Source organism: Streptomyces sp. NPDC090741 (genome assembly GCF_044769045.1).
In the GTDB taxonomy this organism is placed as follows: Bacteria; Actinomycetota; Actinomycetes; order Streptomycetales; family Streptomycetaceae; genus Streptomyces.
Genome location: NZ_JBIVXF010000016.1, coordinates 120,014 through 144,997 on the forward strand (window position 1 = coordinate 120,014; position 24,984 = coordinate 144,997).

Annotated in this window: 17 protein-coding genes; 14 read left to right on the top strand and 3 right to left on the bottom strand. The window is 71.2% G+C overall.

What is annotated here, in order from left to right; translation table 11 throughout:
• Positions 1–24 precede the first annotated feature (24 nt).
• The 5 genes from ACIQU4_RS33540 to ACIQU4_RS33560 all read left to right on the top strand — a co-directional run bounded on the left by ACIQU4_RS33540 (position 25) and on the right by ACIQU4_RS33560 (position 6,733).
• The gene (locus ACIQU4_RS33540) at positions 25–771 is read left to right on the top strand and encodes an NUDIX hydrolase (RefSeq protein WP_403738847.1); all 747 of its coding nucleotides are present in this window, start codon (positions 25–27) and stop codon (positions 769–771) included.
• 116 nt (positions 772–887) lie between these two features.
• Positions 888–2,666 (top strand): ATP-binding cassette domain-containing protein, encoded by a 1,779-nt coding sequence (locus ACIQU4_RS33545; RefSeq protein ID WP_403738850.1) that lies wholly within the window; start codon positions 888–890, stop codon positions 2,664–2,666.
• Between the two features lie 151 nt (positions 2,667–2,817).
• Positions 2,818–3,759 (top strand): FadR/GntR family transcriptional regulator, encoded by a 942-nt coding sequence (locus ACIQU4_RS33550; protein ID WP_403738853.1) that lies wholly within the window; start codon positions 2,818–2,820, stop codon positions 3,757–3,759.
• 267 nt (positions 3,760–4,026) lie between these two features.
• Positions 4,027–5,610 carry an RNA polymerase sigma factor gene (locus tag ACIQU4_RS33555; protein ID WP_385584976.1) on the top strand — a complete coding sequence of 528 codons (1,584 nt, stop codon included), beginning with the start codon at positions 4,027–4,029 and terminating at the stop codon, positions 5,608–5,610.
• A 142-nt stretch (positions 5,611–5,752) separates the two neighbouring features.
• A complete protein-coding gene (locus ACIQU4_RS33560; RefSeq protein ID WP_403738856.1) occupies positions 5,753–6,733 on the top strand; it encodes a S1 family peptidase in 981 nt (326 codons plus the stop codon).
• Between the two features lie 106 nt (positions 6,734–6,839).
• On the opposite strand, the gene ACIQU4_RS33565 is transcribed toward ACIQU4_RS33560, so the two are convergent.
• Complete coding sequence (locus ACIQU4_RS33565) at positions 6,840–7,073, bottom strand: hypothetical protein (RefSeq protein ID WP_030154305.1); 234 nt, start codon at positions 7,071–7,073, stop codon at positions 6,840–6,842.
• 444 nt (positions 7,074–7,517) lie between these two features.
• On the opposite strand from ACIQU4_RS33565, the gene ACIQU4_RS33570 reads away from it, so the two are divergent.
• The 3 genes from ACIQU4_RS33570 (at position 7,518) to ACIQU4_RS33580 (ending at position 11,875) form a co-directional block, all read left to right on the top strand.
• Positions 7,518–9,638 (top strand): type IIA DNA topoisomerase subunit B, encoded by a 2,121-nt coding sequence (locus tag ACIQU4_RS33570; protein WP_403738859.1) that lies wholly within the window; start codon positions 7,518–7,520, stop codon positions 9,636–9,638.
• A gap of 150 nt (positions 9,639–9,788) precedes the next feature.
• Entirely contained in the window at positions 9,789–10,286 is a 498-nt protein-coding gene (locus tag ACIQU4_RS33575; RefSeq protein WP_403738861.1) for a DUF485 domain-containing protein, read from the top strand.
• The gene (locus tag ACIQU4_RS33580; protein ID WP_403738864.1) at positions 10,283–11,875 is read left to right on the top strand and encodes a cation acetate symporter; all 1,593 of its coding nucleotides are present in this window, start codon (positions 10,283–10,285) and stop codon (positions 11,873–11,875) included. The genes ACIQU4_RS33575 and ACIQU4_RS33580 overlap by 4 nt, the downstream gene beginning before the upstream one ends.
• A 27-nt stretch (positions 11,876–11,902) precedes the next feature.
• Here the strand turns inward: ACIQU4_RS33580 and ACIQU4_RS33585 are convergent, their stop codons facing one another.
• Positions 11,903–12,610, bottom strand: coding sequence for a response regulator (locus ACIQU4_RS33585; RefSeq protein WP_403738867.1), 708 nt, complete (start codon positions 12,608–12,610; stop codon positions 11,903–11,905).
• Positions 12,607–14,208: an ATP-binding protein gene (locus ACIQU4_RS33590; protein ID WP_403738869.1), complete on the bottom strand. Its 1,602-nt coding sequence runs from the start codon at positions 14,206–14,208 to the stop codon at positions 12,607–12,609. The genes ACIQU4_RS33585 and ACIQU4_RS33590 overlap by 4 nt, the downstream gene beginning before the upstream one ends.
• Before the next feature lie 230 nt (positions 14,209–14,438).
• Here ACIQU4_RS33590 and ACIQU4_RS33595 point away from each other — a divergent pair, with 230 nt between their 5' ends.
• The 6 genes from ACIQU4_RS33595 to ACIQU4_RS33620 all read left to right on the top strand — a co-directional run bounded on the left by ACIQU4_RS33595 (position 14,439) and on the right by ACIQU4_RS33620 (position 24,974).
• Positions 14,439–18,743, top strand: coding sequence for a discoidin domain-containing protein (locus ACIQU4_RS33595; protein WP_403738871.1), 4,305 nt, complete (start codon positions 14,439–14,441; stop codon positions 18,741–18,743).
• Positions 18,744–18,845: 102 nt separating this feature from the next.
• Positions 18,846–19,856, top strand: coding sequence for a LacI family DNA-binding transcriptional regulator (locus ACIQU4_RS33600; RefSeq protein ID WP_403738874.1), 1,011 nt, complete (start codon positions 18,846–18,848; stop codon positions 19,854–19,856).
• A 201-nt stretch (positions 19,857–20,057) separates the two neighbouring features.
• Positions 20,058–21,458 (top strand): ABC transporter substrate-binding protein, encoded by a 1,401-nt coding sequence (locus ACIQU4_RS33605; RefSeq protein ID WP_403738877.1) that lies wholly within the window; start codon positions 20,058–20,060, stop codon positions 21,456–21,458.
• Between the two features lie 12 nt (positions 21,459–21,470).
• Positions 21,471–22,400 (top strand): carbohydrate ABC transporter permease, encoded by a 930-nt coding sequence (locus tag ACIQU4_RS33610; protein ID WP_403738880.1) that lies wholly within the window; start codon positions 21,471–21,473, stop codon positions 22,398–22,400.
• A 15-nt stretch (positions 22,401–22,415) separates the two neighbouring features.
• Positions 22,416–23,291: a carbohydrate ABC transporter permease gene (locus tag ACIQU4_RS33615; RefSeq protein WP_403738883.1), complete on the top strand. Its 876-nt coding sequence runs from the start codon at positions 22,416–22,418 to the stop codon at positions 23,289–23,291.
• Between the two features lie 66 nt (positions 23,292–23,357).
• On the top strand, positions 23,358–24,974 hold the full coding sequence (locus ACIQU4_RS33620) for a glycoside hydrolase family 13 protein (protein ID WP_403738886.1): 1,617 nt from the start codon (positions 23,358–23,360) through the stop codon (positions 24,972–24,974).
• The last annotated feature ends 10 nt before the right edge of the window (positions 24,975–24,984 follow it).

Below are 24,984 nucleotides of genomic sequence, written 5' to 3' on the forward strand. Positions count from 1 at the left end.
CAGGCAGACGACTATGATCGCGGCATGTCGCCCTACGACCCGTCGGCCTATCCGCCCTTCGCTGTCACCGTCGACCTGGTCGTGCTCACCGTGCGGCGTCACGCGCTCTGTGCGCTGGTCGTCCGGCGGGGTGAGCAGCCTTTCCAGGGACGCTGGGCCCTGCCCGGCGGTTTCGTCCGCGAAGACGAGGACCTGGCCGCGGCCGCGGCCCGCGAGCTCTCCGAGGAAACCGGTCTGTGCGCGCACGACCCGGCCGAGCCGGGCGCGGACAACGGGGCGCACCTCGAACAGCTCGCCACCTACGGGGATCCGAAGCGCGATCCGCGCATGCGCGTCGTCAGCGTCGCGCATCTGGTCCTGGCTCCGGACCTGCCCGCCCCCCGGGCGGGCGGAGATGCCAACAGCGCGCGCTGGGCCCCCGTCGACGAACTCCTGGCCGCCTCGGACCAGGCGGCCGCGGGGCTCGCCTTCGACCACGCCCGGATCCTCGCCGACGGCGTGGAGCGGGCCCGCTCCAAGATCGAGTACTCCTCGCTGGCCACGGCGTTCTGCCCGCCCGCGTTCACCGTCGGCGAGCTGCGCCGGGTCTACGAGGCCGTATGGGGCGTGGCCCTCGACCCGCGCAACTTCCACCGCAAGGTCACCGGGACCCCCGGGTTCCTGGTCCCGGCCGGGGGGACGACGACCCGTCAGGGCGGCCGGCCCGCCCAGCTGTTCCGGGCCGGCGGGGCGACCCTGCTCAACCCGCCGATGCTGCGCCCCGAAGTCTGACGGGTCGACACGGACGCGAACGGGCCCCGGCTACCCCGAAAATCGGACATATCGCGTTATCTTGTTTGCGGTACTCACAATGCCGCAGAGCGGTCTCACCCCCCGCGAGAGAAGCGATGCTCCAGGCCATCGGACTCACCAGCACACCCCGTCGAGACCTCCCGCCCCTGGTGGACGACCTCACGCTCGAGGCCCGCCCGGGAACCGTGACCGCCCTCCTCGGCGAACCGGGATCGGGCAAGACCACCGCACTGCGGCTCATGCTCGAACTCGAACCGGGCCGCGGCGTCACCTACTTCCGCGGCCGCCCGCTGCACCGGATCCCGTATCCCGGCCGTGAGGTCGGGGTGCTGCTCGGCGATGTGCCCGGCAACCCGTCGCGGACCGTCCTGAGCCAGCTGCGGATGCTGTGCGCCGCCGCCGGGGTGCCGGCCTCCCGGGCCGACACCATGCTGGAGGTCGTCGGCATCGCGGGCCTGCGCGACCAGCGGCTCGGTTCGCTCTCGCTCGGTATGGAGCGCCGGGTGGCGCTGGCCGCGGCCCTGCTCGCCGACCCGTGCACGCTGCTCCTCGACGAGCCCGCAGCCGGACTCTCGCCCCGCGAACGCGGCTGGCTCCACGGGCTGCTGCGCGGACACGCCTCCCTCGGCGGCGCGGTGCTCTTCACTACCGCCGACGCCAAGGAGGCCGCCCGCAGTGCGGACCGGGTGGTCAGCATCGCGGCGGGCCGGCTCGTCGCCGACCAGGACGCGGCCGAGTTCGCCCGTACCCGGCTGCGGCCGCGGGTCGCCGTACGCAGCCCGTACGCCGCCCGGCTGGCCGACGTACTGGGCCGGGAGGCCCGGGCCGCCCAGCGCGCGGTGGAGATCGTCGAGGAGAGCGGCAGCCGCCTGTCGGTGTACGGCAGCAGCTGCGCGGAGGTGGGCGAGGCGGCGTTCCGGCACGGCGTGCTGGTCCACCAGCTCGCCGACGAGACCGGGGATGCCGGCGCGCCGTGTCCGCCCGTACCGCCGGTGCCGCAGGCGCGCACCGAGCCGGGCGGCGCGGCCCCGGCGCATCCGGCCGCCACCGCCGCCACCGCCGACCCCCGCAGTGCGCGGCCGGCCTCCACGGTGCGCCGGGTGGGCGGACCGCTGCGGCCGCTGCGCTACGAACTGTGCCGGGCCTTCGGGACGGCCACGCCCCTCCTCACCGCGGCCGTCGTCGTCGCCGTCTCCGCCATCACCGCCCTGGTGCTGGCCCGGGCCGGCGGCACCCCGCAGAACCGGCTGCTCGCAGCCTGGCCGGAGCTGCTGCCCCTGCCCCCCGCCGCCCTCGGCGCCGGACTGCTCGGCGCCCTGGCCTTCGGCGAGGAGTACCGCTACCCCGCGCTCGCCGCCGACCGCGGCACCGTGCCGCGCCGCATGGGCCTGCTCGCCGCCAAGCTCGTGGTCTGCGCCGCCCTCGCCCTGGCCTTCGGCGCCCTCGCGGTCACCGCCGACGCCGCCGCCCTGAAGCTCGTCTTCGACCGCGGCCCGCTGCGCGCCCCCGGGGAATGGCTCTCCCCGGCCGTGAGTTGGGCCGGGCTGCTCGTCGGCTGCGCCTGGGCCGGGGTCCTGGCCTCCGGTGTCTTCCGGTCGGCGGTCGCGGGCCTGGCCGCCGTGCTCGCCGTACCGGTCATCGTCGTACCGCTCGTACGCAAGGCGCTGGACGGGCCCTCCGCGTACGCGGCTCGCGGGCTCGCGGCCCGGCTGCGCGGCCTGGCCTGGGCGCAGTGGCCCCCGGAGGCGGACCGCCTGGTCCTGGGCGCCCTGCGGGTGATGGCCCAACCTGTCGGCACGGCGCTGCTGTTGTCGCTGATGGTCCTGTTGTGCGCCTATGGGTTCACAGGACTGCGCAGCCGCGTCCGTTGGTAAAGGACCGTTGGTGATCGCTGCGGTACCGGAGAAAGTCTGAACGGGACCGATCCCGTCCACATCACGTGAACCGGACCACAACTCCCCGCAAAGAGCCCGGTTCTTTACGATAAGTCGTCAATTGCGTAGGTGGCACCGATCACCCTTTCGTGTGCTTTTCACCAAAGACCTCAAGGGTCATCCGGGCACGGCCGACAAAGGATTCGTGAGTACCCTTGCGCACACCATGATGACCACCGCCCGCCATGCCGACTCCGGCCTCGCCGGCCCGGGCGAACTCGACCGCTACCCCTACGCGGAGGCCTCCGGGACCGACCGCGTCGCAGCACCCCACTGGGACGGCGCCGACGTCGAGTTGAGCCGGGTCGGCCGCCGCGCGGCAGGCAGCCGCGGCCGCGGACTGCACGGCCAACTCGTCCAGCAGCTCGGCCAGATGATCGTCTCCGGCGACCTCGGCGCAGACCGCCCCCTGGTCCCCGAGGAGATCGGCCAGCGCTTCGAGGTCTCCCGCACCGTGGTCCGCGAATCGCTGCGCGTGCTGGAGGCCAAGGGCCTCGTCAGCGCCCGCCCCAACGTCGGCACCCGCGTCCGGCCCGTCGCCGACTGGAACCTGCTCGACCCCGACATCATCGAGTGGCGCGCCTTCGGCCCCCAGCGCGACGACCAGCGCCGCGAGCTCAACGAGCTCCGCTGGACCATCGAACCCCTCGCCGCCCGCCTCGCCGCCGGCCACGGACGCCCGGACATCCAGCAGCGCCTCGCCGACATGGTCGAGATCATGGGCCACGCCCTCGGCCAGGGCGACGCCATCACCTTCGCGCGCGCCGACAACGAGTTCCACGCACTCCTCATCCAGGTCGCGGGCAACCGCATGCTGGAGCACCTCTCCAGCATCGTCTCCTCGGCCCTGCAGGTCTCCGGCAGCCCCATCACCGCCTGCGACCGCCCGGGCGAGACGTGCGTCGCGCACCACGCGCGCATCGTCGAGGCCCTCGCGGCGGGCGACGCCGTGGGTGCCGAGAACGCCATGCGCCAGCTCCTGACGGTGCACCCGGAGGTCGAGCGCGTGGTCCCCGCCCCGCGCGAGCACTGACGCGCGGACGGACGGCGGCGCGGGCGCCGGGGCGGTCGGGCGGTCGGGGTGTGACTCGGGCCACGAAGATTGGGCGTAACACTCCGCGAGGTCGAGCGATGACCTAGAGAGGTGATGGCCGACGGAGGGAAGACAGCAGCCCTTGCGGGTGCTGTGCAGCTCCCCGGCCCCTGCCCGCGCCCCCGGCCCATCCCCCGTCGGTGGTCGTCGGCTCCGGTCCAGCACCATCCGGCCGGGGTCGGAAGCCGTTCCCATCGTTCCGAGAGGTTGTTCGTGTCGGCCAGCACATCCCGTACGCTCCCGCCGGAGATCGCCGATTCCGAGTCTGTGATGGCGCTCATCGAGCGGGGCAAGGCCGAGGGGCAGATCGCCGGCGATGACGTGCGTCGGGCCTTCGAGGCTGACCAGATTCCTGCGACCCAGTGGAAGAATGTTCTGCGCAGCCTCAACCAGATCCTCGAGGAAGAGGGTGTGACGCTGATGGTCAGTGCCGCGGAGTCGCCCAAGCGCACCACCCGCAAGAGCGTCGCAGCGAAGACCCCGGCCAAGCGGACGGCCACGAAGACCGTCGCGGCGAAGACGACGGCCGCGCGGACCGTCGCCGCCGCGGCACCCGCGGCCGAGACGGTGGATCCGGAGCAGCCCGTGGACGCTCCCGCGGAGGAGCCCGGAACCGAGCCCGCCGCGAAGAAGGCCGCGGCGAAGAAGACGGCGGCCAAGAAGGCGGCCCCCGCCAAGAAGACCGCCGCGAAGAAGACGGCGGCGAAGAAGACCGCCGCCAAGAAGGACGCCGACGAGGCCGGCGAAGAGGAGACCTCCGAGGAGGGCCCCGGCGCGGCCAAGGCGGAAGCCGAAGAGGAGGAGGACGGCGGCGAGAGCAAGGGCTTCGTCATCTCCGACGACGAGGACGACGCCCCGGCCCAGCAGGTCGCCGTGGCCGGCGCCACCGCCGACCCCGTCAAGGACTACCTCAAGCAGATCGGCAAGGTCCCCCTCCTCAACGCCGAGCAGGAGGTCGAGCTCGCCAAGCGCATCGAGGCGGGCCTGTTCGCCGAGGACAAGCTGGCCAACTCCGACAAGCTGGCGCCCAAGCTCAAGCGCGAGCTGGAGATCATCGCCGAGGACGGCCGCCGCGCCAAGAACCACCTGCTGGAGGCCAACCTCCGCCTCGTGGTCTCGCTGGCCAAGCGCTACACGGGCCGCGGCATGCTCTTCCTGGACCTGATCCAGGAGGGCAACCTGGGCCTGATCCGCGCGGTCGAGAAGTTCGACTACACCAAGGGCTACAAGTTCTCCACGTACGCGACCTGGTGGATCCGCCAGGCGATCACGCGTGCCATGGCCGACCAGGCCCGCACCATCCGTATCCCGGTGCACATGGTCGAGGTCATCAACAAGCTCGCCCGCGTGCAGCGCCAGATGCTCCAGGACCTGGGCCGCGAGCCCACCCCGGAGGAGCTGGCCAAGGAACTCGACATGACCCCCGAGAAGGTCATCGAGGTCCAGAAGTACGGCCGCGAGCCGATCTCCCTGCACACGCCGCTCGGCGAGGACGGCGACAGCGAGTTCGGCGACCTCATCGAGGACTCCGAGGCGGTCGTCCCGGCCGACGCCGTGAGCTTCACGCTCCTCCAGGAGCAGCTGCACTCGGTGCTCGACACGTTGAGCGAGCGCGAGGCCGGAGTGGTCTCGATGCGCTTCGGCCTCACCGACGGCCAGCCGAAGACCCTCGACGAGATCGGCAAGGTCTACGGCGTCACGCGCGAGCGGATCCGCCAGATCGAGTCCAAGACGATGTCGAAGCTGCGCCACCCGTCGCGCTCCCAGGTCCTGCGCGACTACCTGGACTGATCACCGGACCGGCCGGGCCCGAGGCGATCGGGCCGGGGGCCGTACGGAAGTGGCTGTACGGAGGTGGCCGTGCGCGGGTGCGCACGGCCACTTGGCGTCCCACCCTGGGTGGAGTCATGCACACTCAGAGTCAGGAGGCCTCATGCGTCGTCCCTTTTCCCGTGCTCTGGCGGGCGCGCTGACCCTGGTGGCGGGAGCGGCCGCGGCGCCGCTGGCCCAGGCGCCGCAGGCAGCCGCGGACAGTGTGGTGATCGGCGGGAAGCCGGTGAAGGCGGCCGACAGCCCGTGGGTGGTGGCCCTCGCCAGCCGTGACCGGTTCGGGGGTACGCGGGGCGGCCAGTTCTGCGGGGGTGTCGTCGTGGGCCCGACCAAGGTGCTGACCGCGGCCCACTGCCTGGGCCGCCAGGTGCTGGGCGGCCCCGTCGAGTCCGTCCCCGACTTCCGGGTGATCACCGGGCGTACGGAGCTGCGGGCGGCCGAGGGCCGCGAGATCGCGATCCGCTCGGCCCGGGTGAACCCGGCGTACGACGCCCGCAGCAATGCCGGGGACCTGGCCGTGCTGGAGCTCGCCGAGGCGGTGCCCGCGCACTACGTGCTCCCGATGGCCGGGGCGGGGCATCCCGGCTACGCGGCGGGCGGTGAGGCGGCCGTGTACGGCTGGGGCGATACGAGCGGATTCGGCGACTACGCGTACGCGCTGCGCACCGCGCGCGTGACGGTGCTGGCGGACGAGGTCTGCCGGCGCGCCTACCCGGGAGACGCCGACGGGCAGTACCGGCCGGAGTCCATGGTGTGCGCGGGACACCGCGACGGCGGCCGGGACGCCTGCCAGGGGGACAGTGGCGGGCCGCTGGTCGCCCAGGGCAGGCTCATCGGGGTCGTGTCCTGGGGGCGCGGCTGCGGGCGCCCGGACAGCCCGGGGGTCTACACGAAGATCGCGCCGCTCACCGGCTTCGTGACGGCCCCGGAGGCGGCCCCGCGGCGAAGCGACGGCCACGACATCGCGTGGGGTGCCGAAAGGGCCTCCGGACCGGCCGCACGGCCCGTACGGGGGCATGCGGCGGCAGAGGCGCAGGGCGCCGCGGGAGCACCCGGGGGGAAACACCGGCCCGGGGGCCGCTAGGGGGTGTCCGGACATGAGGACGGGCGGCACCCCTGGGTTTCAGGGGTGCCGCCCGTCGACCGGCCTGGCCGGTCCTGGCTCGTCGGATGCGAGGTATAGGCCTGTGTCAGCGGTCCTCGGTGTCGGCATTGGCCGTCGGAGCGGACGTGAGCCGCTCGGTCTCATCCTGTATATCCGCGGCGATCTTCTTGAGTTCCGGCTCGAACTTACGCCCGTGGTGGGCGCAGAACAGCAGTTCACCGCCGCTCAGCAGGACGACGCGCAGATATGCCTGGGCGCCGCAACGGTCGCATCGGTCAGCGGCCGTCAGCGGGGTCGCGGGTGTCAGAACAGTAGTCACGTCGCCTCTTCTCTAGCTCGACGAGCTGTCGTACCAGGGTCAACATCCAACCAGGCCGAAAACGTTCCCGCTCGCGGCTTTTCCTCGAAACTTCCTTCCGAAGCTGGCCGGCTGCTGCCGGTTGGCGGCGAAGGAGCCGTATTGCGTTGCTTTACGGTTTCGCGTTGTCAGTCGTTCGCTTGTAGCAGTTCCGTCCTCCCCGGCTGAGTGCCGGTTGTTCATGAGGACGTGCCCGAACCCTAAATGGTTCATGCCTGGAAGGGAACGTGATGTTTGCTTCACCCGACCGGGGGATCGAACACCCGTGCGGTCCTGCACTAGGCTGGTGAAGGCGCGAGGGTGGCGTTGCATCGGCTCTACCAGGCCTCGGTACCCTTCGACGGGCAACCGAGCCACCCTGCGCCCGACGGGCCAGAAAAAGAAATTCAGCGAGGAGCGAACTGCGTGACCGCCGACACGTCCGTGCCTTCCAGCGCGCTGCTGTCCGGAGCAGACCGGGACGGCTCCAACTACACCGCGCGGCACCTGCTCGTCCTCGAAGGCCTCGAGGCCGTCCGCAAGCGCCCCGGCATGTATATCGGTTCCACCGACTCCCGAGGCCTCATGCACTGCCTCTGGGAGATCATCGACAACGCCGTGGACGAGGCCCTGGGGGGCTACTGCGACCACATCGAGGTGATCCTCCACGAGGACGCTTCGGTCGAGGTCCGCGACAACGGCCGCGGCATCCCCGTCGACGTCGAGCCCAAGACCGGGCTGTCCGGCGTCGAGGTCGTCATGACCAAGCTGCACGCCGGCGGCAAGTTCGGCGGCGGCTCGTACGCGGCCTCCGGCGGCCTGCACGGCGTCGGCGCCTCCGTGGTCAACGCCCTCTCCGCCCGGCTGGACGTCGAGGTGGACCGCAACAGCTCCACCCACGGGATCAGCTTCCGCCGCGGTGTCCCGGGGATGTTCACCGAGCAGGGCCCCGACAGCCCGTTCGACCCCGCCAACGGCCTGCGCAAGGTCAAGCGCGTCGCCAAGGGCAAGACCGGCACCCGGGTCCGCTACTGGGCCGACCGGCAGATCTTCCTCAAGGACGCCCGGCTCTCCCTGGACACTCTCTACCAGCGTGCCCGCCAGACCGCCTTCCTCGTCCCCGGTCTGACCCTCGTCGTCCGCGACGAGCGCGCCATAGACGGGGCCGGCAAGACGGAGGAGACGTTCCGCTTCGACGGGGGCATCAGCGAGTTCTGCGAGTACCTCGCGCAGGACAAGGCCGTCTGCGACGTGCTGCGCCTGACCGGCCAGGGCACCTTCAAGGAGACCGTCCCCGTCCTCGACGAGCGCGGCCACATGACCCCCACCGAGGTCACCCGCGAGCTCGGCGTGGACATCGCCCTGCGCTGGGGCACCGGGTACGAGACCCAGGTCAAGTCCTTCGTCAACATCATCGCCACGCCCAAGGGCGGCACCCACATCACCGGCTTCGAGCGCTCGGTCGCCAAGACCGTGAACGAGGTGCTCCGCTCGGCGAAGCTGCTCCGCGTCGCCGAGGACGACGTGGTCAAGGACGACGCGATGGAGGGCATGACAGCGGTCGTCACCGTCCGGCTGGCCGAGCCGCAGTTCGAGGGCCAGACCAAGGAGGTGCTCGGCACCTCGGCGGCCGCCCGGATCGTCGCGGCCGTGGTCGCCAAGGAGCTCAAGGCCTTCCTGACCAGCACGAAGCGCGACGACAAGCAGCAGGCCCGCGCCGTGATGGAGAAGATCGTCGCGGCCGCCCGGACCCGGATCGCCGCCCGCCAGCACAAGGAGGCGCAGCGCCGCAAGACCGCGCTGGAGACCTCCTCGCTGCCCGCGAAGCTGGCCGACTGCCGCAGCGACGACGTGGAGCGCAGCGAGCTCTTCATCGTCGAGGGCGACTCCGCGCTCGGCACCGCCAAGCTCGCGCGGAACTCGGAATTCCAGGCGCTCCTGCCGATCCGCGGCAAGATCCTGAACGTCCAGAAGTCGTCGGTCTCGGACATGCTGAAGAACACCGAGTGCGGCGCGATCATCCAGGTCATAGGGGCCGGCTCGGGCCGGACCTTCGACATCGACTCCGCGAGGTACGGCAAGATCGTCCTGCTCGTCGACGCCGATGTCGACGGCGCGCACATCCGCTGCCTGCTGCTCACGCTCTTCCAGCGGTACATGCGGCCGATGGTCGAGGCGGGCCGGGTTTTCGCCGCGGTGCCGCCGCTGCACCGGATCGAGCTCGTCCAGCCCAAGAAGGGCCAGGACAAGTACGTCTACACGTATTCGGACGGCGAGCTGCGCCAGACCCTGCTCGAATTCCAGCGCAAGAACGTCCGGTACAAGGATTCGATCCAGCGCTACAAGGGCCTCGGCGAGATGGACGCGGACCAGCTGGCGGAGACCACGATGGACCCCCGGTTCCGCACGCTGCGCCGGATCAACATCGGGGACCTGGACTCCGCCGAGCAGGTCTTCGACCTGCTGATGGGCAACGAGGTGGCGCCGCGCAAGGAGTTCATCACGAGCTCCGCGGCGACCCTGGACCGCTCGCGCATCGACGCCTGACCGGCGGGCACACCGGCACCACGGCACACCGGTGCTCTTCGCTCCATCACCTGTTGGAGTGAAGAGCACCGGGACACCAGTCCGGAAAACGTCCATACCGCACATCCTTGTGAGCACGCGGCCAATGCGGCAGCGGGCAAGGAGAGTTCGGTGGACAAGCACGAAGGTCCCGATGCCGGAACGATCCGGCTCGACGACCCCTGGTACGACGCGCTCGCCGTCGGCTGGGGGGAGGGCGAGGGCGGGGATCCGCCGCCCCCGCGTCCGGCCGCCGGAGGCCGGGCCGCGCCCGGGGCGTCCGACATCTACCGCGAAGTGCAGCGCAGCGCCGCCTTCCAGGAGGTCCGCAGCCGCTACCGCGGGTTCGTCGTCCCCGCGACCGCCGGATTCCTCCTCTGGTACGTCGCCTACGTGGTCGCGGCGACCATGGCGCCCGGCATCATGGCCCGCCCCGTGGTCGGGGCCGTCAACGTGGCCCTGCTGGCGGGCCTCGGCCAGTTCCTCAGCACCTTCCTGCTGACCTGGGCGTACGCCCGGCACGCGCGGCTGCGCCGGGACCGGGCCGCACTCGACCTGCGTTGGACGGTCTTCGAGCAGGAGCGCGACCAGGAGCGGAACCGCAACCAGAGCCGGGGGACCGGCCGGTGACCACCGAACACCAGACGCTCGCCCTGATCCTGTGCAGCCTCTTCATCGCGGTCACCCTGGGCATCACCACCTGGGTCAGCCGCAACCGGCACGGTTCCGCCGAGGAGTTCTACGCCGGAGGGCGGCTGTTCTCCCCGATGGAGAACGGTTTCGCCATTGCCGGCGACTACATGTCCGCCGCCTCCTTCCTCGGCATTTCCGGCCTGATCGCGCTCTTCGGCTACGACGGCCTGCTGTACTCGGTGGGCTTCCTCGTCGCCTGGCTCGTCGTGCTCTTCCTCGTCGCCGAACTGGTCCGCAACTGCGGGCGCTTCACCCTCGCGGACGTGGTCGCGGCCCGGATGAGCGAGCGGCCCGTACGGATCGCCGCCGGCGCCTCCTCCGTCACCGTCTCGGTGCTGTACCTCGTCGCACAGATGGTCGGCGCGGGCAGCCTGGTGGGCCTGCTGCTCGGCGATTCGGGCACCGCCGCCCGGACGCTGACCGTGATCGGCGTCGGCGCGCTGATGGTGGTCTACGTGTCCTTCGGCGGCATGCGGGCCACCACCTGGATCCAGATCGTGAAGGCCGTGCTGCTCATGGGCGGGGCGGTCACCCTCACCGTGCTCGTACTGCTGCGCTTCCACGGGGACTTCGGCCAGCTGCTCACCAGCGCCGCCGAGCGCAGCGGGCACGGGCGGCGGTTCCTGAGCCCGGGGCTCAAGTACGGCGCCGACTGGACTTCCCGCTTCGACTTCATGAGCCTCGGCCTCGCGCTGGTCCTCGGGACGGCCGGGCTGCCGCACATCCTGTCGCGCTTCTACACGGTGCCGACGGCGCGGGCGGCACGCCGGTCGGTGGTGTGGGCGATCGCGCTGATCGGCGGCTTCTACCTGATGACCATCGTGCTCGGGTTCGGCGCGGCCGCGCTCCTGGGCCCGGACCAGGTGCGGGCCTCCAACGCCTCGGGGAACACGGCGGTTCCGCTGCTCGCGGCCTTCCTGGGCGGCGGGGCGGAGTCGACCGGGGGAGCGGTGCTGTTCGCCTTCGTGGCGGCGATCGCCTTCGCCACGATCCTGGCCGTGGTCGCCGGGATCACGCTGGCCTCCTCGGCCTCGGTGGCGCACGACCTGTACGCCTCGCTCAAGCGCCGCCACGCGCGCCAGCGCAGCGAGGTCGCCGTGGCCCGGGTCGCGGCCGTCGGGATCGGGGCGGTGGCGATCGCCCTGGGGCTGCTCGCCCAGGACCTGAACGTGGCCTTCCTGGTGGGGCTGGCCTTCGCGGTGGCGGCCTCGGCCAATCTGCCGGTGCTGCTGTACTCGCTGTTCTGGGGGGCGTTCACCACGCGCGGCGCGGTCTGGTCGGTGTACGGGGGCCTGGTTCCCGCGGTGGTGCTGGTCGTCCTGTCGCCGGTGGTCTCCGGCAGCCCGGACTCCCTCTTCCCGGGCGTGAGCTTCCAGTTCTTCCCCCTGCAGAACCCGGGCCTGGTCTCGATCCCGCTGGGTTTCCTGGCGGGCTGGATGGGCACGGTCACCTCGGCCGAGGATCCGGACGAGGCGAAGTACGCGGAGACGGAGGTCCGTTCCCTGACCGGTGCCGGGGCCGTCTGAGCGCGGCTCCCGTCCCCGGCCGCCGGGTCACGTGCTCTCGGACGGGAGCCAGGAGTAGCGGTGTTCCGGGCGGCCCGTCTCGCCGTAGCGCAGGGCCAGGGTGACCCGGCCGGTGCGCTCCAGGAGCTTCAGGTAGCGCTGGGCGGTCTGGCGGCTGATGCCGGCGCGGTCGGCGACCTGCTGGGTGGAGAGCGGGCCTTCGGCGGAGAGCAGGACCTGGCGGACGAGCTCGGCGGTGGTGGCGGAGTGCCCCTTGGGCAGCTCGTTCGGGGAGCCGGCCGCGGCGAGGGCGCCGAAGATCCGGTCCACCTCGGCCTGTTCGGCCTCGCCGCCGGTCTCCAGGGTGCGGCGCAGGGAGCCGTACGCCTCCAGCCGGGTGCGCAGACCCGCGAAGGTGAAGGGTTTGACCAGGTACTGGAGGGCGCCGAGGCGCATGGCGGACTGGACGGTGGCCAGGTCGCGGGCTGCCGTGACCATGATCACGTCGGTGCGGTGGCCGAGCTGGCGCAGCCGGCGGACCAGGTCCAGGCCGTTCTCGTCCGGGAGGTAGTGGTCGAGCAGGATCAGGTCCACGACGTGGGTGTCCAGGCAGGCCAGGGCCTCGGCGGCCGAATGGGCCTGGGCGACGACGCGGAAGCCGGGAACCTTCGCCACGTAGGCCGCGTTGATCCGGGCAACACGCATGTCGTCGTCGACGACCAATACGTGGATGTCGTGGATCGGGGTCTGGTTCATCGCAGGGCCTCCGGGAGTACGACGGAGAACTCCGCCCCTCCGTCCGCTGCCTCGCCGGCCCGGGCCGTGCCGCCCTGGCGCTCCGCGAGGCGGCGTACGAGCGCGAGACCGAGCCCGCGCTCGCGGTGGGCTTTGGGCTGCTTGGTCGACCAGCCCTCGGTGAAGATCTCCTCGCGGCGGGCGGCCGGGACGCCGGGGCCGCTGTCCCGTACCCGGAGGATCGCCGTACGGCCTTCGGCGCGCAGCTCGACCTCGACCAGGGGCGCGGCGGAGCCCGCCGCCGCGTCCAGGGCGTTGTCCACCAGGTTGCCCGTGATGGTGACGAGCCCGCCGGGGTCGACGAGGCTGTCGGGGAGGAAGGTGGCGTCGGCGAGCCGCAGCGGGACGCCGCGTTCGGCCGCGACGGTCGCCTTGCCCACCAGGAGTGCGGCCAGCAGCGGGTCGTGGACCTTCTCGGTGACCTGTTCGGCGGTACTGCGGTGCACTCCGACGACCTCGGTGACGAACTCCACCGCCTCCTCGTGCAGGCCCAGCTCCAGCAGGCCGAGGAGGGTGTGGAGGCGGTTGGCGTGCTCGTGGTCCTGCGCGCGCAGTGCGTCGATCAGGCCCTTGGTGGAGTCGAGCTCGCGGCCGAGGTGTTCCAGCTCGGTGCGGTCGCGCAGGGTGGCGACGGCGCCGCCGTCCTCGGTGGGCATCCGGTTGGCGACCAGCACCCTGGGGCCCTGGACGGTGAGCAGATCGCGGCCGGTGACGCGGCCGGCGAGGACGTCGGTGGTGCGGCCGGCGCCCAGTACGTCGTCCAGCGGGCGCCCGGCGACAGTGGCGGCCGTGTCGGGGGCGAGGCCCAGCAGCCGGGCGGCCTCGTCGTTGACCAGCCTGACCCGGCCCTCGCGGTCGAGGGCGATCACGCCCTCGCGGATGGAGTGCAGCATCGCCTCGCGCTCGGCGAGCAGTCCGGCGATATCGGAGAAGGCCAGGTCGCGGGTCTGCCGCTGGATCCGGCGGGACAGCAGGTAGGCGGCGAGCGCGCCCGCCGCGAGGGCGCCGCCCGCGTAGGCGAGCAGGCCCGGGATGGCGCCGAGCAGCCGGTCGTGGACGCTGTCGTAGGCGATGCCGACGGAGACGGCGCCGACGATCTCCCCGTCGGCCGCGATGAGCGGGACCTTGCCGCGGGCGGAGCGGCCGAGGGTGCCCTCGTCGATCTCCATGACCTCGCGGCCCGCGAGGGCGTCGCTCGGGTCGGTGGAGACGGGCAGTCCGATCCGGTCGGTGCCGGGGTGCGAGCGGCGGATGCCGTCCAGGTCCATGACGACCACGTACTCGGCGCCCGTGGCCCGGCGGATCCGCTCGGCCGAGGCCTGCACCGGGCTGTCTGCCGTCGGTCCTGAGTCGAGGAGGTCGGCGGCCAGTGACGGGTCCGCCGCCGCGCTCTGGGCGATGGCCAGGGCACGCCGCATGGCCTGGTCGTCGAGCTGCGCGCCGAGCGGGGCCAGGAAGAGCCCGGTGGCCAGCACGACGACCCCGGCGGCGATGGCCAGCTGGGTCAGCAGGATCTGCGAGACGGCCCGTCTGGGCAGCCCGAGGCGCCGAGCGCTCATGTGAAGGAACCGCATGACCAGCAACGGTAGGTCGCCTTCGGCCGAAGCGGAATTTCCCATGTCCACGCAAATGGCTTGCGTTATTTGCGTCCAGCTTGCGCAAGCGATGACGGCGCAAATCTGCGGTCAGAGCAGTAGACGACTCGGCAAAGCTCTGCAACTCTCGCACGGCACGACGCAAATTCCTATCTCACCTGGTTCAGAAAACTCATGCCGAGGGACGAGGACATATGAGAAGGCTCCACTGGAGAGGACGGGCGCTGGCCGCCCTGACCGCCACGGCCCTGCTGATGCTGGGATGGCCGGCCCTGACCGCCGAGGCCGCCGGCGGCCCGAGCATCGCGGCGGGCCGCCCCGCCGCGGCGAGCAGCAGCAACGGCGCCTATACGGCCGCCAACGCCACCGACGGCAACCAGTCCACGTATTGGGAGAGCGCAGCCTGGGAGAGCGCCGGCGGCGCCCTCCCGCAATGGGTGCAGACCGACCTCGGCGCCACCGCCCGCGTCGACCAGGTGGTGCTCAAGCTCCCCGCGGCCTGGGAGAGCCGCAACCAGACCCTGTCCGTCCAGGGCAGCGCCGACGGCACCGCTTTCACCACCCTGGTGAGCTCGGCGACGTACGCCTTCGGCCAGGGCAGCGGGAACACGGTCACGATCACCTTCCCGGCCGCCCAGACCCGGTACGTCCGGATCGACATCACCGCGAACACCGGCTGGCAGGCGGCCCAGCTCTCCGAGCTGGAGGTACGCGCCGCCGGCGAGTCCTCGGCCGACCTGGCCCTCGGCAAGACCCTGACCGCCAGCAGCAGCACCCAGACCTACCTCCCGCCCAACGCCAACGACGCCAATACCGCCAGCTACTGGGAGAGCGCCAACAACGCGCTGCCCCAGTGGCTCCAGGCCGACCTCGGCGCCTCCGTCCGCGTGGACCGCGTGGTGCTGCGGCTGCCCGAGGGCTGGGGCGCCCGCACCCAGACCCTGAAACTCCAGGGCAGTGCCAACGGCACCGACTTCACCGACCTGACCGCGTCCAAGACGTACGCGTTCGACCCGTCGAGCGCCAACGCGGTGACCATCACCTTCGACGCCGCCACCACCCGCCACCTGCGGGTCCTGATCTCGGCGAACTCCGTACAGCCCGGCGGGCAGATATCCGAGCTGGAGATCTACGGCCCGCAGACCGGGGACACCCAGCCCCCGACCGCCCCCGCCGAGCTCGCCTACACCGAGCCCGCGACCGGCCAGATCAAGCTCACCTGGAAGGCCGCCACCGACAACACGGCCGTCACCGGCTACGACGTGTACGCGAACAACCAGCTGCGCACCAGCGTCGCCGGCGACGTCACCACCTACACCGACACCCAGCCCACCGGCACCAGCGTCACCTACCGTGTCCGGGCCAGGGACGCGGCCGGCAACCAGTCGCCCGACAGCAACAGCGTGACCCGCGCCGCAGACACCGGGGACACCCAGCCACCCACCGCCCCCGGCGCCCTGACCTTCACCGAGCCGGCCGCCGACCAGGTCAAGCTGGCCTGGCAGGCCTCCACCGACAACATCGGCGTCACCGGCTACGAGGTGTACGCGAACAACGTGCTGCGCACGACGGTGGCCGGCAGCGCCACCACCTACACCGACACCCAGCCGGCCGACGCCACCGTCAGCTACTTCGTGCGCGCCAAGGACGCGGCGGGCAACCGCTCCGGCGACAGCAACACCGTGACCCGCAACGGCACCGGAGGCGGCGGCTCCAACCTGTCCGTCGGCAAGCCGATCACCGGCTCCTCCGTGATCCACACCTTCGTCGCGGAGAACGCCAACGACAACAGCACCTCCACCTACTGGGAGGGCGCGGCCGGGGCCTACCCGAGCACCCTCACGGTCAGGCTCGGCGCCAACGCCGACGTCGACCGGTTGGTCCTCAAACTCAACCCGGACAGCAGCTGGGGCACCCGTACCCAGAACATCCAGGTCCTGGGCCGGGAGCAGAGCGCCCCGGGTGCGACGGGCCTGGTCGCGGCCAAGGACTACGTCTTCGATCCGGCGTCCGGCGCCAACACCGTCACCATCCCGGTGCACGCCCGCGTCGCGGACGTGCAGCTCCGCTTCGCCTCCAACACCGGGGCCTCCAACGGCCAGATCGCCGAGTTCCAGGTCATCGGCGTCCCCGCGCCCAACCCCGACCTGGAGGTCACCGGCCTGAGCGCCACTCCGGCGGCCCCCGTCGAATCGGACTCCGTCACGCTGTCCGCCACCGTCCGCAACAGCGGCCCGGCCCCGGCGGCCGCCACGGCCGTCACCTTCAAGCTCGGCGGCAGCCCGGTGGGCACGGCGAACGTGCCCGCCCTGGCCGCGGGGGCCACGGCCACCGTCACCGCCGGCATCGGCGCGCGTGACGCCGGCACCTACCCGCTGAGCGCGATCGTCGACGAGGCGAACACGGTCATCGAGCAGAACGACACCAACAACACCTTCACCGGCTCCCCGCTGGTGATCCGCCCGGTCGACAGCTCCGACCTGGTCGCCTCCGCCGTGAGCTGGTCCCCGAGCGCCCCGTCCGCGGGCCGGCCGGTCGACCTCACCGTCACCGTCCGGAACCAGGGCACCATCGCGGCCGCCCCCGGCGCGCACGGCGTCACGCTCACCCTCCAGGACGCGGCCGGCGCCACCGTCCGTACGCTCACCGGCTCCTTCAGCGGCGCTCTGGCACCCGGCGCCTCGACCGCCCCGATCGCGCTCGGCAACTGGTCGGCCGCGAACGGCAAGTACACCGTCAAGTCGGTCCTCGCCGACGACGCCAACGAACTCCCGGTCAAGCGCACGAACAACACCTCCACCAAGCCCCTCTTCGTGGGCCGCGGGGCGAACATGCCCTTCGAGATGTACGAGGCGGAGGACGCGGCGGTCGGCGGCGGAGCCACCGTCGTCGGCCCCAACCGGACCATCGGCGACATCGCGGGCGAGGCCTCCGGCCGCAAGGCCGTCAACCTCGACGCGACGGGCGAGTACGTCGAGTTCACCACCCGCGCCGCCACCAACACCCTGGTCACCCGCTTCTCCATCCCGGACGCCGCGGGCGGCGGCGGAATCGACTCCACCATCGACGTCTATGTGAACGGCACCTTCAAGAAGGCCCTGCCGCTGACCTCGAAGTACGCCTGGCTGTACGGAGCCGAGGCCTCCCCGGGCAACTCCCCGGGCTCGGGCGCCCCGCGGCACATCTACGACGAGGCCAACCTGCTGCTGGGCGAGACCGTTCCCGCGGGCAGCAGGATCCGCCTCCAGAAGGACGCCGCCAACACCACCAGCTATGCGATCGACTTCGTCAGCCTGGAGCAGGCCGCCGTCACGCCGAACCCGGACCCGGCGACGTACACCGTGCCCGCCGGATTCAGCCACCAGGACGTGCAGAACGCCCTGGACAAGGTCCGCATGGACACCACCGGCAAGCTCGTCGGCGTCTACCTGCCGCCCGGCGAGTACGAGACGGCGAGCAAGTTCCAGGTGTACGGCAAGGCCGTCCAGGTGCTCGGCGCCGGACCCTGGTTCACCCGCTTCCACGCCCCTGCCACGCAGGACAACACCGACGTCGGCTGGCGCGCGGAGGCCAGCGCCAAGGGCTCTTCCTTCACGGGATTCGCCTACTTCGGCAACTACACCTCGCGCATCGACGGCCCCGGCAAGGTGTTCGACTTCTCCAACGTCACCGACATCACCATCGACAACATCTGGAACGAGCACACCGTGTGCCTCTACTGGGGCGCCAACACGGACCGCATCACCATCAAGAACGCCCGGATCCGCGACACGTTCGCCGACGGCATCAACATGACCAACGGCAGCACGGACAACCTCGTGTCCAACAACGAGGCGCGGTCCACGGGCGACGACAGCTTCGCGCTGTTCTCCGCGATCGACGCGGGTGGCGCGGACATGAAGGACAACCTGTACGAGAATCTGACCGCGATCCTGACCTGGCGCGCGGCCGGTGTCGCCGTCTACGGCGGCTACGCCAACACCTTCCGCAACATCCACATCGCCGACACCCTCGTCTACTCGGGCGTCACCGTCAGCTCGCTGGACTTCGGGTACCCGATGAACGGCTTCGGCACCGATCCGACGACCTTCGAGAACGTCTCGATCGTCCGGTCGGGCGGCCATTTCTGGGGCGCGCAGACGTTCCCCGGGATCTGGCTGTTCTCGGCCTCGAAGGTGTTCCAGGGCATCAGGATCAACAACGTCGACATCGTCGATCCGACGTACAGCGGCATCATGTTCCAGACGCAGTACATCGGCGGCCAGCCGGTCAACCCGATCAAGGACACCGTCCTGAAGGACATCACCATCACCGGGGCGAAGAAGAGCGGCGACGCCTTCGACGCCAAGTCCGGCTTCGGGCTCTGGGCGAACGAGATGCCCGAGGCGGGGCAGGGCCCGGCGGTCGGTGAGGTCACCATCCACAACCTGAAGACGAGCGACAACGCCGTGGACGTACGGAACACGACCTCGACGTTCAGGATCAACCAACTGCCGTAGCCCGGCGGCGCGGAGACGGGAGGTGGGGCGCCTCCGGGGTACTCCCGGGGGCGTCCCGCCGCCCCGCAAGCGACTTGCATTTCTTGCGCTACTCTTGCGCGCATGACGCGACGACTTGCTCAAGTGGCGAAGAAGGTGGGAGTCAGCGAGGCAACGGTCAGCCGAGTGCTCAACGGCAAGCCGGGCGTCTCGGAGGCCACCCGCCAGTCCGTGCTCACCGCCCTCGACGTCCTCGGCTACGAGCGGCCCACGCAGCTGCGCGGCGAGCGGGCCCGGCTGGTCGGGCTCGTGCTGCCGGAGCTGCAGAATCCGATCTTCCCCGCGTTCGCCGAGGTCATCGGCGGCGCGCTGGCCCAGCAGGGGCTGACCCCGGTGCTGTGCACGCAGACCACCGGCGGGGTCTCCGAGGCCGACTACGTAGAGCTCCTCCTCCAGCAGCAGGTGTCCGGCGTCGTCTTCGCCGGCGGCCTCTTCGCACAGGCCGACGCCCCGCACGCGCACTACCGGCTGCTGTCCGACCGCAAGGTCCCGGTGGTACTCATCAACGCCTCCATAGAGGACCTCGGCTTCCCCTGCGTGGCCTGCGACGACGCCGTCGCCGTCGAACAGGCCTGGCGCCACCTGGTCTCCCTGGGGCACGAGCGCATCGGCCTGGTGCTGGGCCCGCCCGACCACATCCCCTCCCTGCGCAAGCTGACGGCCGCCCAGGCGGTCGCCGCCGCGGCCGGCACCGAGCTGCCGCCCGCCCACGTGGAGCGGACTCTGTTCTCGCTGGAGGGGGGCCACGCGGCCGCCTCCCGGCTGCTCGACCGGGGGGTCACCGGCATCATCTGCGCCAGCGACCCGCTCGCGCTGGGCGCCGTACGGGCGGCCCGCCGCCGGGGGCTCGCCGTGCCCCGGGAGGTCTCCGTGGTCGGCTACGACGACTCGGCGTTCATGAACTGCACCGAGCCCCCGCTCACCACCGTCCGCCAGCCCATCGAGGCCATGGGCCGGGCCGCCGTCGAGCTGCTCACCGCGCAGATCCAGGGCGCCGCCGTGCAGCCCGGCGAACTGCTCTTCGAGCCCGAGCTGGTGGTACGCGGCTCCACCGCACAGGCCCCGCGCACGTAGTCCCGTACCGGCTCCGCCGCACGGCGAAGGGCTCCGGAACGTCCCCTGGACGCTTCGGAGCCCTTTGTGCTTCCCGTGTCCGGCGCTGCGCTGTCAATCTCTTACGGAATCTGCGCGGGATATTGCGTCCACCTGTGGGTGGTGGTTGAGTGTGCCGCGCTCGCCCCACGCCTCCTGTCCGATGCTCGAAGGGGACCACCGATGAGAACCAGCCTCCGCCGCAGCACCGCGGCCGCCCTTGTCTCCGCCCTCGCCGTCACCGCCCTCGCGGCCTGCGGTACGAGCAGCAGCGGCGACGGCAAGTCGGCGCGGCCGAGCGGCGGTTCCGCCGACGCCGCCGCCCCGCTCGACCCGAAGACGAAGGTCACCCTCTCCATCGACTGCATGCCGCCGGCGGCCAAGGCGGCAGAGCTCAAGGAGTGGAAGGAGGACGTGGCGGAGTTCAACAAGACGTACCCGAACGTCACGATCGAGGGCCGTTCCACCCCCGGCCAGTGCCTGGAGCCCCCGCGCTTCACCGCGATGCTCAAGGCCAAGTCCCAGCCGGACGTGTTCTACGCGTACTTCACCGACCTCCAGCAGGTCCTCGACAACGACGGCGCCGAGGACATCTCCGCCTACGTCACCCCGCAGTCGGTGCCCGCGGTCGACGACATCGACAAGAACGTCCTGGGCGTCCTCAAGCGGGACGGCAAGCTCTACGGTCTCCCCACCAGCAACTACACGATGGGCCTGCTGGTCAACCGCAAGCTCTTCCAGCAGGCGGGCCTGAACCCCGACACCCCGCCGCGCACCTGGGACGAGGTCCGGACGACGGCCAAGAAGATCGCGTCCCTCGGCAACGGCACCGCCGGCTACGGCGAGTACAGCGTCGAGAACACCGGAGGCTGGCACTACACGGCCGCCATGTACGGCCTCGGCGGCGACATCGTCGGCGCCGACGGCAGGGCCGCCTTCAACAACCCCACCGGAATGCAGATCGCCGACAACCTCCACGCCATGCGCTGGGAGGACGAGAGCATGGGCAAGACCCAGCTGCTCAAGTGGGGCGACCTGCAGAAGCAGATGGCCTCGGACAAGCTCGGCATGTTCCTCGCCGCGCCCGACGACATCACGTACATGGTCCAGCAGCTCGGCGCGAAGTACGAGAACTTCGGCATGGGCCCGCTCCCCGGCGGCGCGGCCACCCTGGCCGGCGGCAACGGGTACATGATCAAGAAGGGCAGCTCGCCCGACAAGATCAAGGCTGCCGTCGCCTGGCTGAACTTCAAGACCCTCGCGGTCGGCAAGGGCCAGTTCCGGTACGACCGCTCCAAGGCCGACGGCCTTCCGGTCGGCCTCCCGCAGCCCGCGTTCTTCACCGGCGCGAGCAAGGCGAAGGACGACGAGCTGAAGGCCGCGAGCGCCACCATGCCCGTCGCCAACTTCAAGGCCTTCCTGGACAACCCGGTACCCGGCAAGGCGGAGCCGAAGAAGGCCCAGGAGGTCTACAAGGTGCTCGACAAGGTGATGTCCGGGGTCCTCACCAACAAGGACGCCGACGCCGGGCAGCTCCTCGCCGAGGCGGAGAAAGCGGTCAACCAGCTGCTGGCGAACCAGTAGGAGCGAGCGGCGATGTCGGCTCCCACCACTCTGCCCGAGGGCCGCGCCGCGCGCGCGGCCTCGAAGGAGGAGTTCCGCCGGGCGTTCAAGCGGAACCTCACGGCCCACGGATTCCTGATCGGCGCCGTCCTCTGCTTCTCCTTCTTCTCCTGGTACCCGATGGTCCGGGAGTTCCTGCTGGCCTTCCAGAAGACGGAGGGCGGCACCACCCGATGGGTCGGCTGGGACAACTTCCGCCACGTCTTCCAGGACCCGGGCTTCTGGCAGGCCTGGCGCAACACCCTGCTCTTCACCGGGCTCGCCCTGGTCCTCGGCTTCCTCCTCCCCTTCGTGGTCGCCGTCGTCCTCAACGAGTTCCGGCACGCCCAGGGCTATCTGCGCCTGCTGGTCTACCTGCCCGTGATGATGCCGCCGGTGGCCTCGGTCCTGCTGTTCAAGTACTTCTATGACCCCGGATACGGCCTTTTCAACAGGGCCCTGGAATTTCTGCACCTGCCGGCGCAAGACTGGCTGCAATCCAGCGACACCGCCATGCTGTCCGTGGTCATCGCGTCGACCTGGATGAACATGGGCGCCGCGACCCTGATCTACCTGGCCGCCCTCCAGGGCATCCCCGGCGAGTTGTACGAGGCCGCCGAACTGGACGGCGCCGGACTGCTGCGCAAGATCTGGCACGTCACCGTCCCGCAGACCAAGCTCATCCTCTCGCTCATGCTGCTGATGCAGATCATCGCGACGATGCAGGTGTTCACCGAACCGTTCCTGCTGACCGGCGGCGCCGGCCCGGAGGGTTCGACCACCACCGTCGTCGTCCTCATCTACCAGTACGCCTTCAGCTTCAACCAGTACGGCAGCGCCGCGGCCCTGGGACTGTGCCTGCTCGTCCTGCTCGCCGGCTTCTCCGCCCTGTACGTCCGCCTCAGCCGCGACAACGAGAGCTGACAGGAGCCCCCTGCCATGGCAGAGCGCACGCTGATATCCCCCGCGCAGCTGGGCCGCACCCGGGGGAAGATCCTCTACTGGACCGTCCTCGCCGTGGTGGTCATCGCCTTCACCGCCGTCTTCCTCGGCCCCCTCTACTGGATGGTGGCGAACGGCCTCAAGAGCACCGATGAGTTCGCCCGCGTCCCGCCCACCCTGGTGCCCCACTCCGCGCACACCGCGAACTACACGGCCGCCTGGAAGGTCATGGACCTCGCCAAGCTGCTGTTCAACACCCTCTACTACGCCTTCGGAGCCCTCGCCTTCCAGCTCGTCCTCGACGTCGGCGCCGCCTACTCGCTGTCCAGGCTGCGCCCCGTCCTCGGCAAGGCGGTCCTCGGCATGATGCTGGCGACCCTGATGATCCCGGCCGCCGTCCTCGTCGTACCGCAGTACCTCACGGTCCTCGACGTGCCGCTCATCCAGCGGAACCTGCTCAACTCGCCCTGGGTCATCTGGCTGCCGTCCGTCACCAACGCCTTCAACATCTTCCTGCTGAAGCGGTTCTTCGACTCCATCCCGCAGGAGATCCTCGACGCCGCCTCCATCGACGGGGCGAGCGCCCTGCGCACCCTGCGCTCCGTGGTCCTGCCGATGTCCCGGCCGGTCCTCGGCGTCGTGTCGATCTTCGCGATCGTCGGCGTCTGGAAGGACTTCCTCTGGCCGATGCTCACCCTCCCCGACCCGGCGCTGCAGACCCTCAACGTCGGCATCTACTCGCTGTCCACCGGAGTGCCCGAGAACTACCTCGTCGCCGCCCTCGCGATGGCCTCCGCGCCCACGCTCCTCGTCTTCCTGCTCTTCCAGCGCAACATCGTGAGCGGGTTGACGGCGGGCTCCCTCAAGGGCTGACCACCGAGGGCCGACCGCAGCGCCCCGCACCGCCACGACCGGCCGCCCCCTGTGAAAGGACCCCCCGTGGCTGACCTCCCCCTGCCCGCAGACGCCGCCGACTGGTGGCGCACGGCCGCCATCTACCAGGTGTACGTCCGCAGCTTCGCCGACGGCGACGGGGACGGCACCGGCGATCTCGCGGGCGTCCGGGCCCGCCTCCCGTACCTCGCCGAACTGGGCGTGGACGCCCTCTGGTTCACCCCCTGGTACCTCTCCCCGCTCGCCGACGGCGGCTACGACGTCGCCGACTACCGCACCATCGACCCCGCCTTCGGAACCCTCGCCGAGGCCGAGAAGCTCATCGCCGAGGCCCGCGCGCTGGGCCTGCGCACCATCGTCGACATCGTCCCCAACCACGTCTCCGACCAGCACGCCTGGTTCCGGGCCGCGCTCGCCGCCGGCCCCGGCAGCCCCGAGCGCGAGCTCTTCCACTTCCGGCCCGGCCGCGGCGAAGGCGGCGAACTGCCGCCGGGGGACTGGCCCTCGCAGTTCAACGGCGCCGCCACCTGGACGCGCGTACCCGACGGGGAGTGGTACCTGCACCTGTTCACCCCGCAGCAGCCCGACCTCAACTGGGACCACCCCGCCGTGCGCCGGGAGCACGAGGACGTGCTGCGCTTCTGGTTCGAGCGCGGCGTGTCCGGCGTACGGATCGACTCCGCGGCCCTGCTCGCCAAGGACCCGGCCCTGCCCGACCTGGCGGGCCGCCCGCCCGAGCCCTGGCCGCCCGGGACCGGCGAGGTCCACCCGTACATCGACCGTGACGACCTGCACACCGTCTACCGCTCGTGGCGCGCGATCGCCGACGCCTACGGAGCCGTCTTCGTCGGCGAGGTCTGGCTTCCCGACTCCGAGCGCTTCGCCCGCTACCTGCGCCCCGACGAGCTGCACACCGCCTTCAACTTCTCCTTCCTCAGCTGCCCGTGGGACGCCGGTCGGCTGCGCACCTCCATCGAGGAGACCCTCGCCGAGCACGCCCCGGTCGGCGCCCCGGCCACCTGGGTGCTGTGCAACCACGACGTGACCCGTACCGTCACCCGCTACGGGCGCGCCGACACGGGCTTCGACTTCGCCACCAAGGCCTTCGGCACCCCCACCGACCCGGCCCTCGGCACCCGGCGGGCGCGCGCCGCGGCCCTGCTGACGCTCGCCCTGCCCGGCGCCGTGTACGTCTACCAGGGGGAGGAACTGGGCCTGCCGGAAGCCGACATACCGATCGGCCGGATCCAGGACCCCATGCACTTCCGCTCCGGTGGCACCGACCCGGGGCGGGACGGCTGCCGGGTCCCGCTGCCGTGGACCGCGGAGCCGTGGCACGACCCCTGGCTGCCGCAGCCCGAGGACTGGGGCACGTACGCCGCGGACCGCCAGGACGGCGACCCGGAGTCGATGCTCACCCTCTACCGGACCGCCCTCGGGCTGCGCCGCGCGGCCGGCGGCTTCGGCGGGGGCTCTCTCGCGTGGCTGCCCGCGCCGCCCGGGGTGCTGGCCTTCGCCCGCCCCGACGGGCTGGTCTGCGTGGTCAACCTGTCCGGCGGGCCGATCCCGCTGCCGGCGCATTCGAGCCTCCTGCTGAGCAGTTCCGCCCTGGCCGCGGCGGGGCCGCTTCCGCAGGACACGGCGGTCTGGCTGCGGACCTGACCCCGCGGCC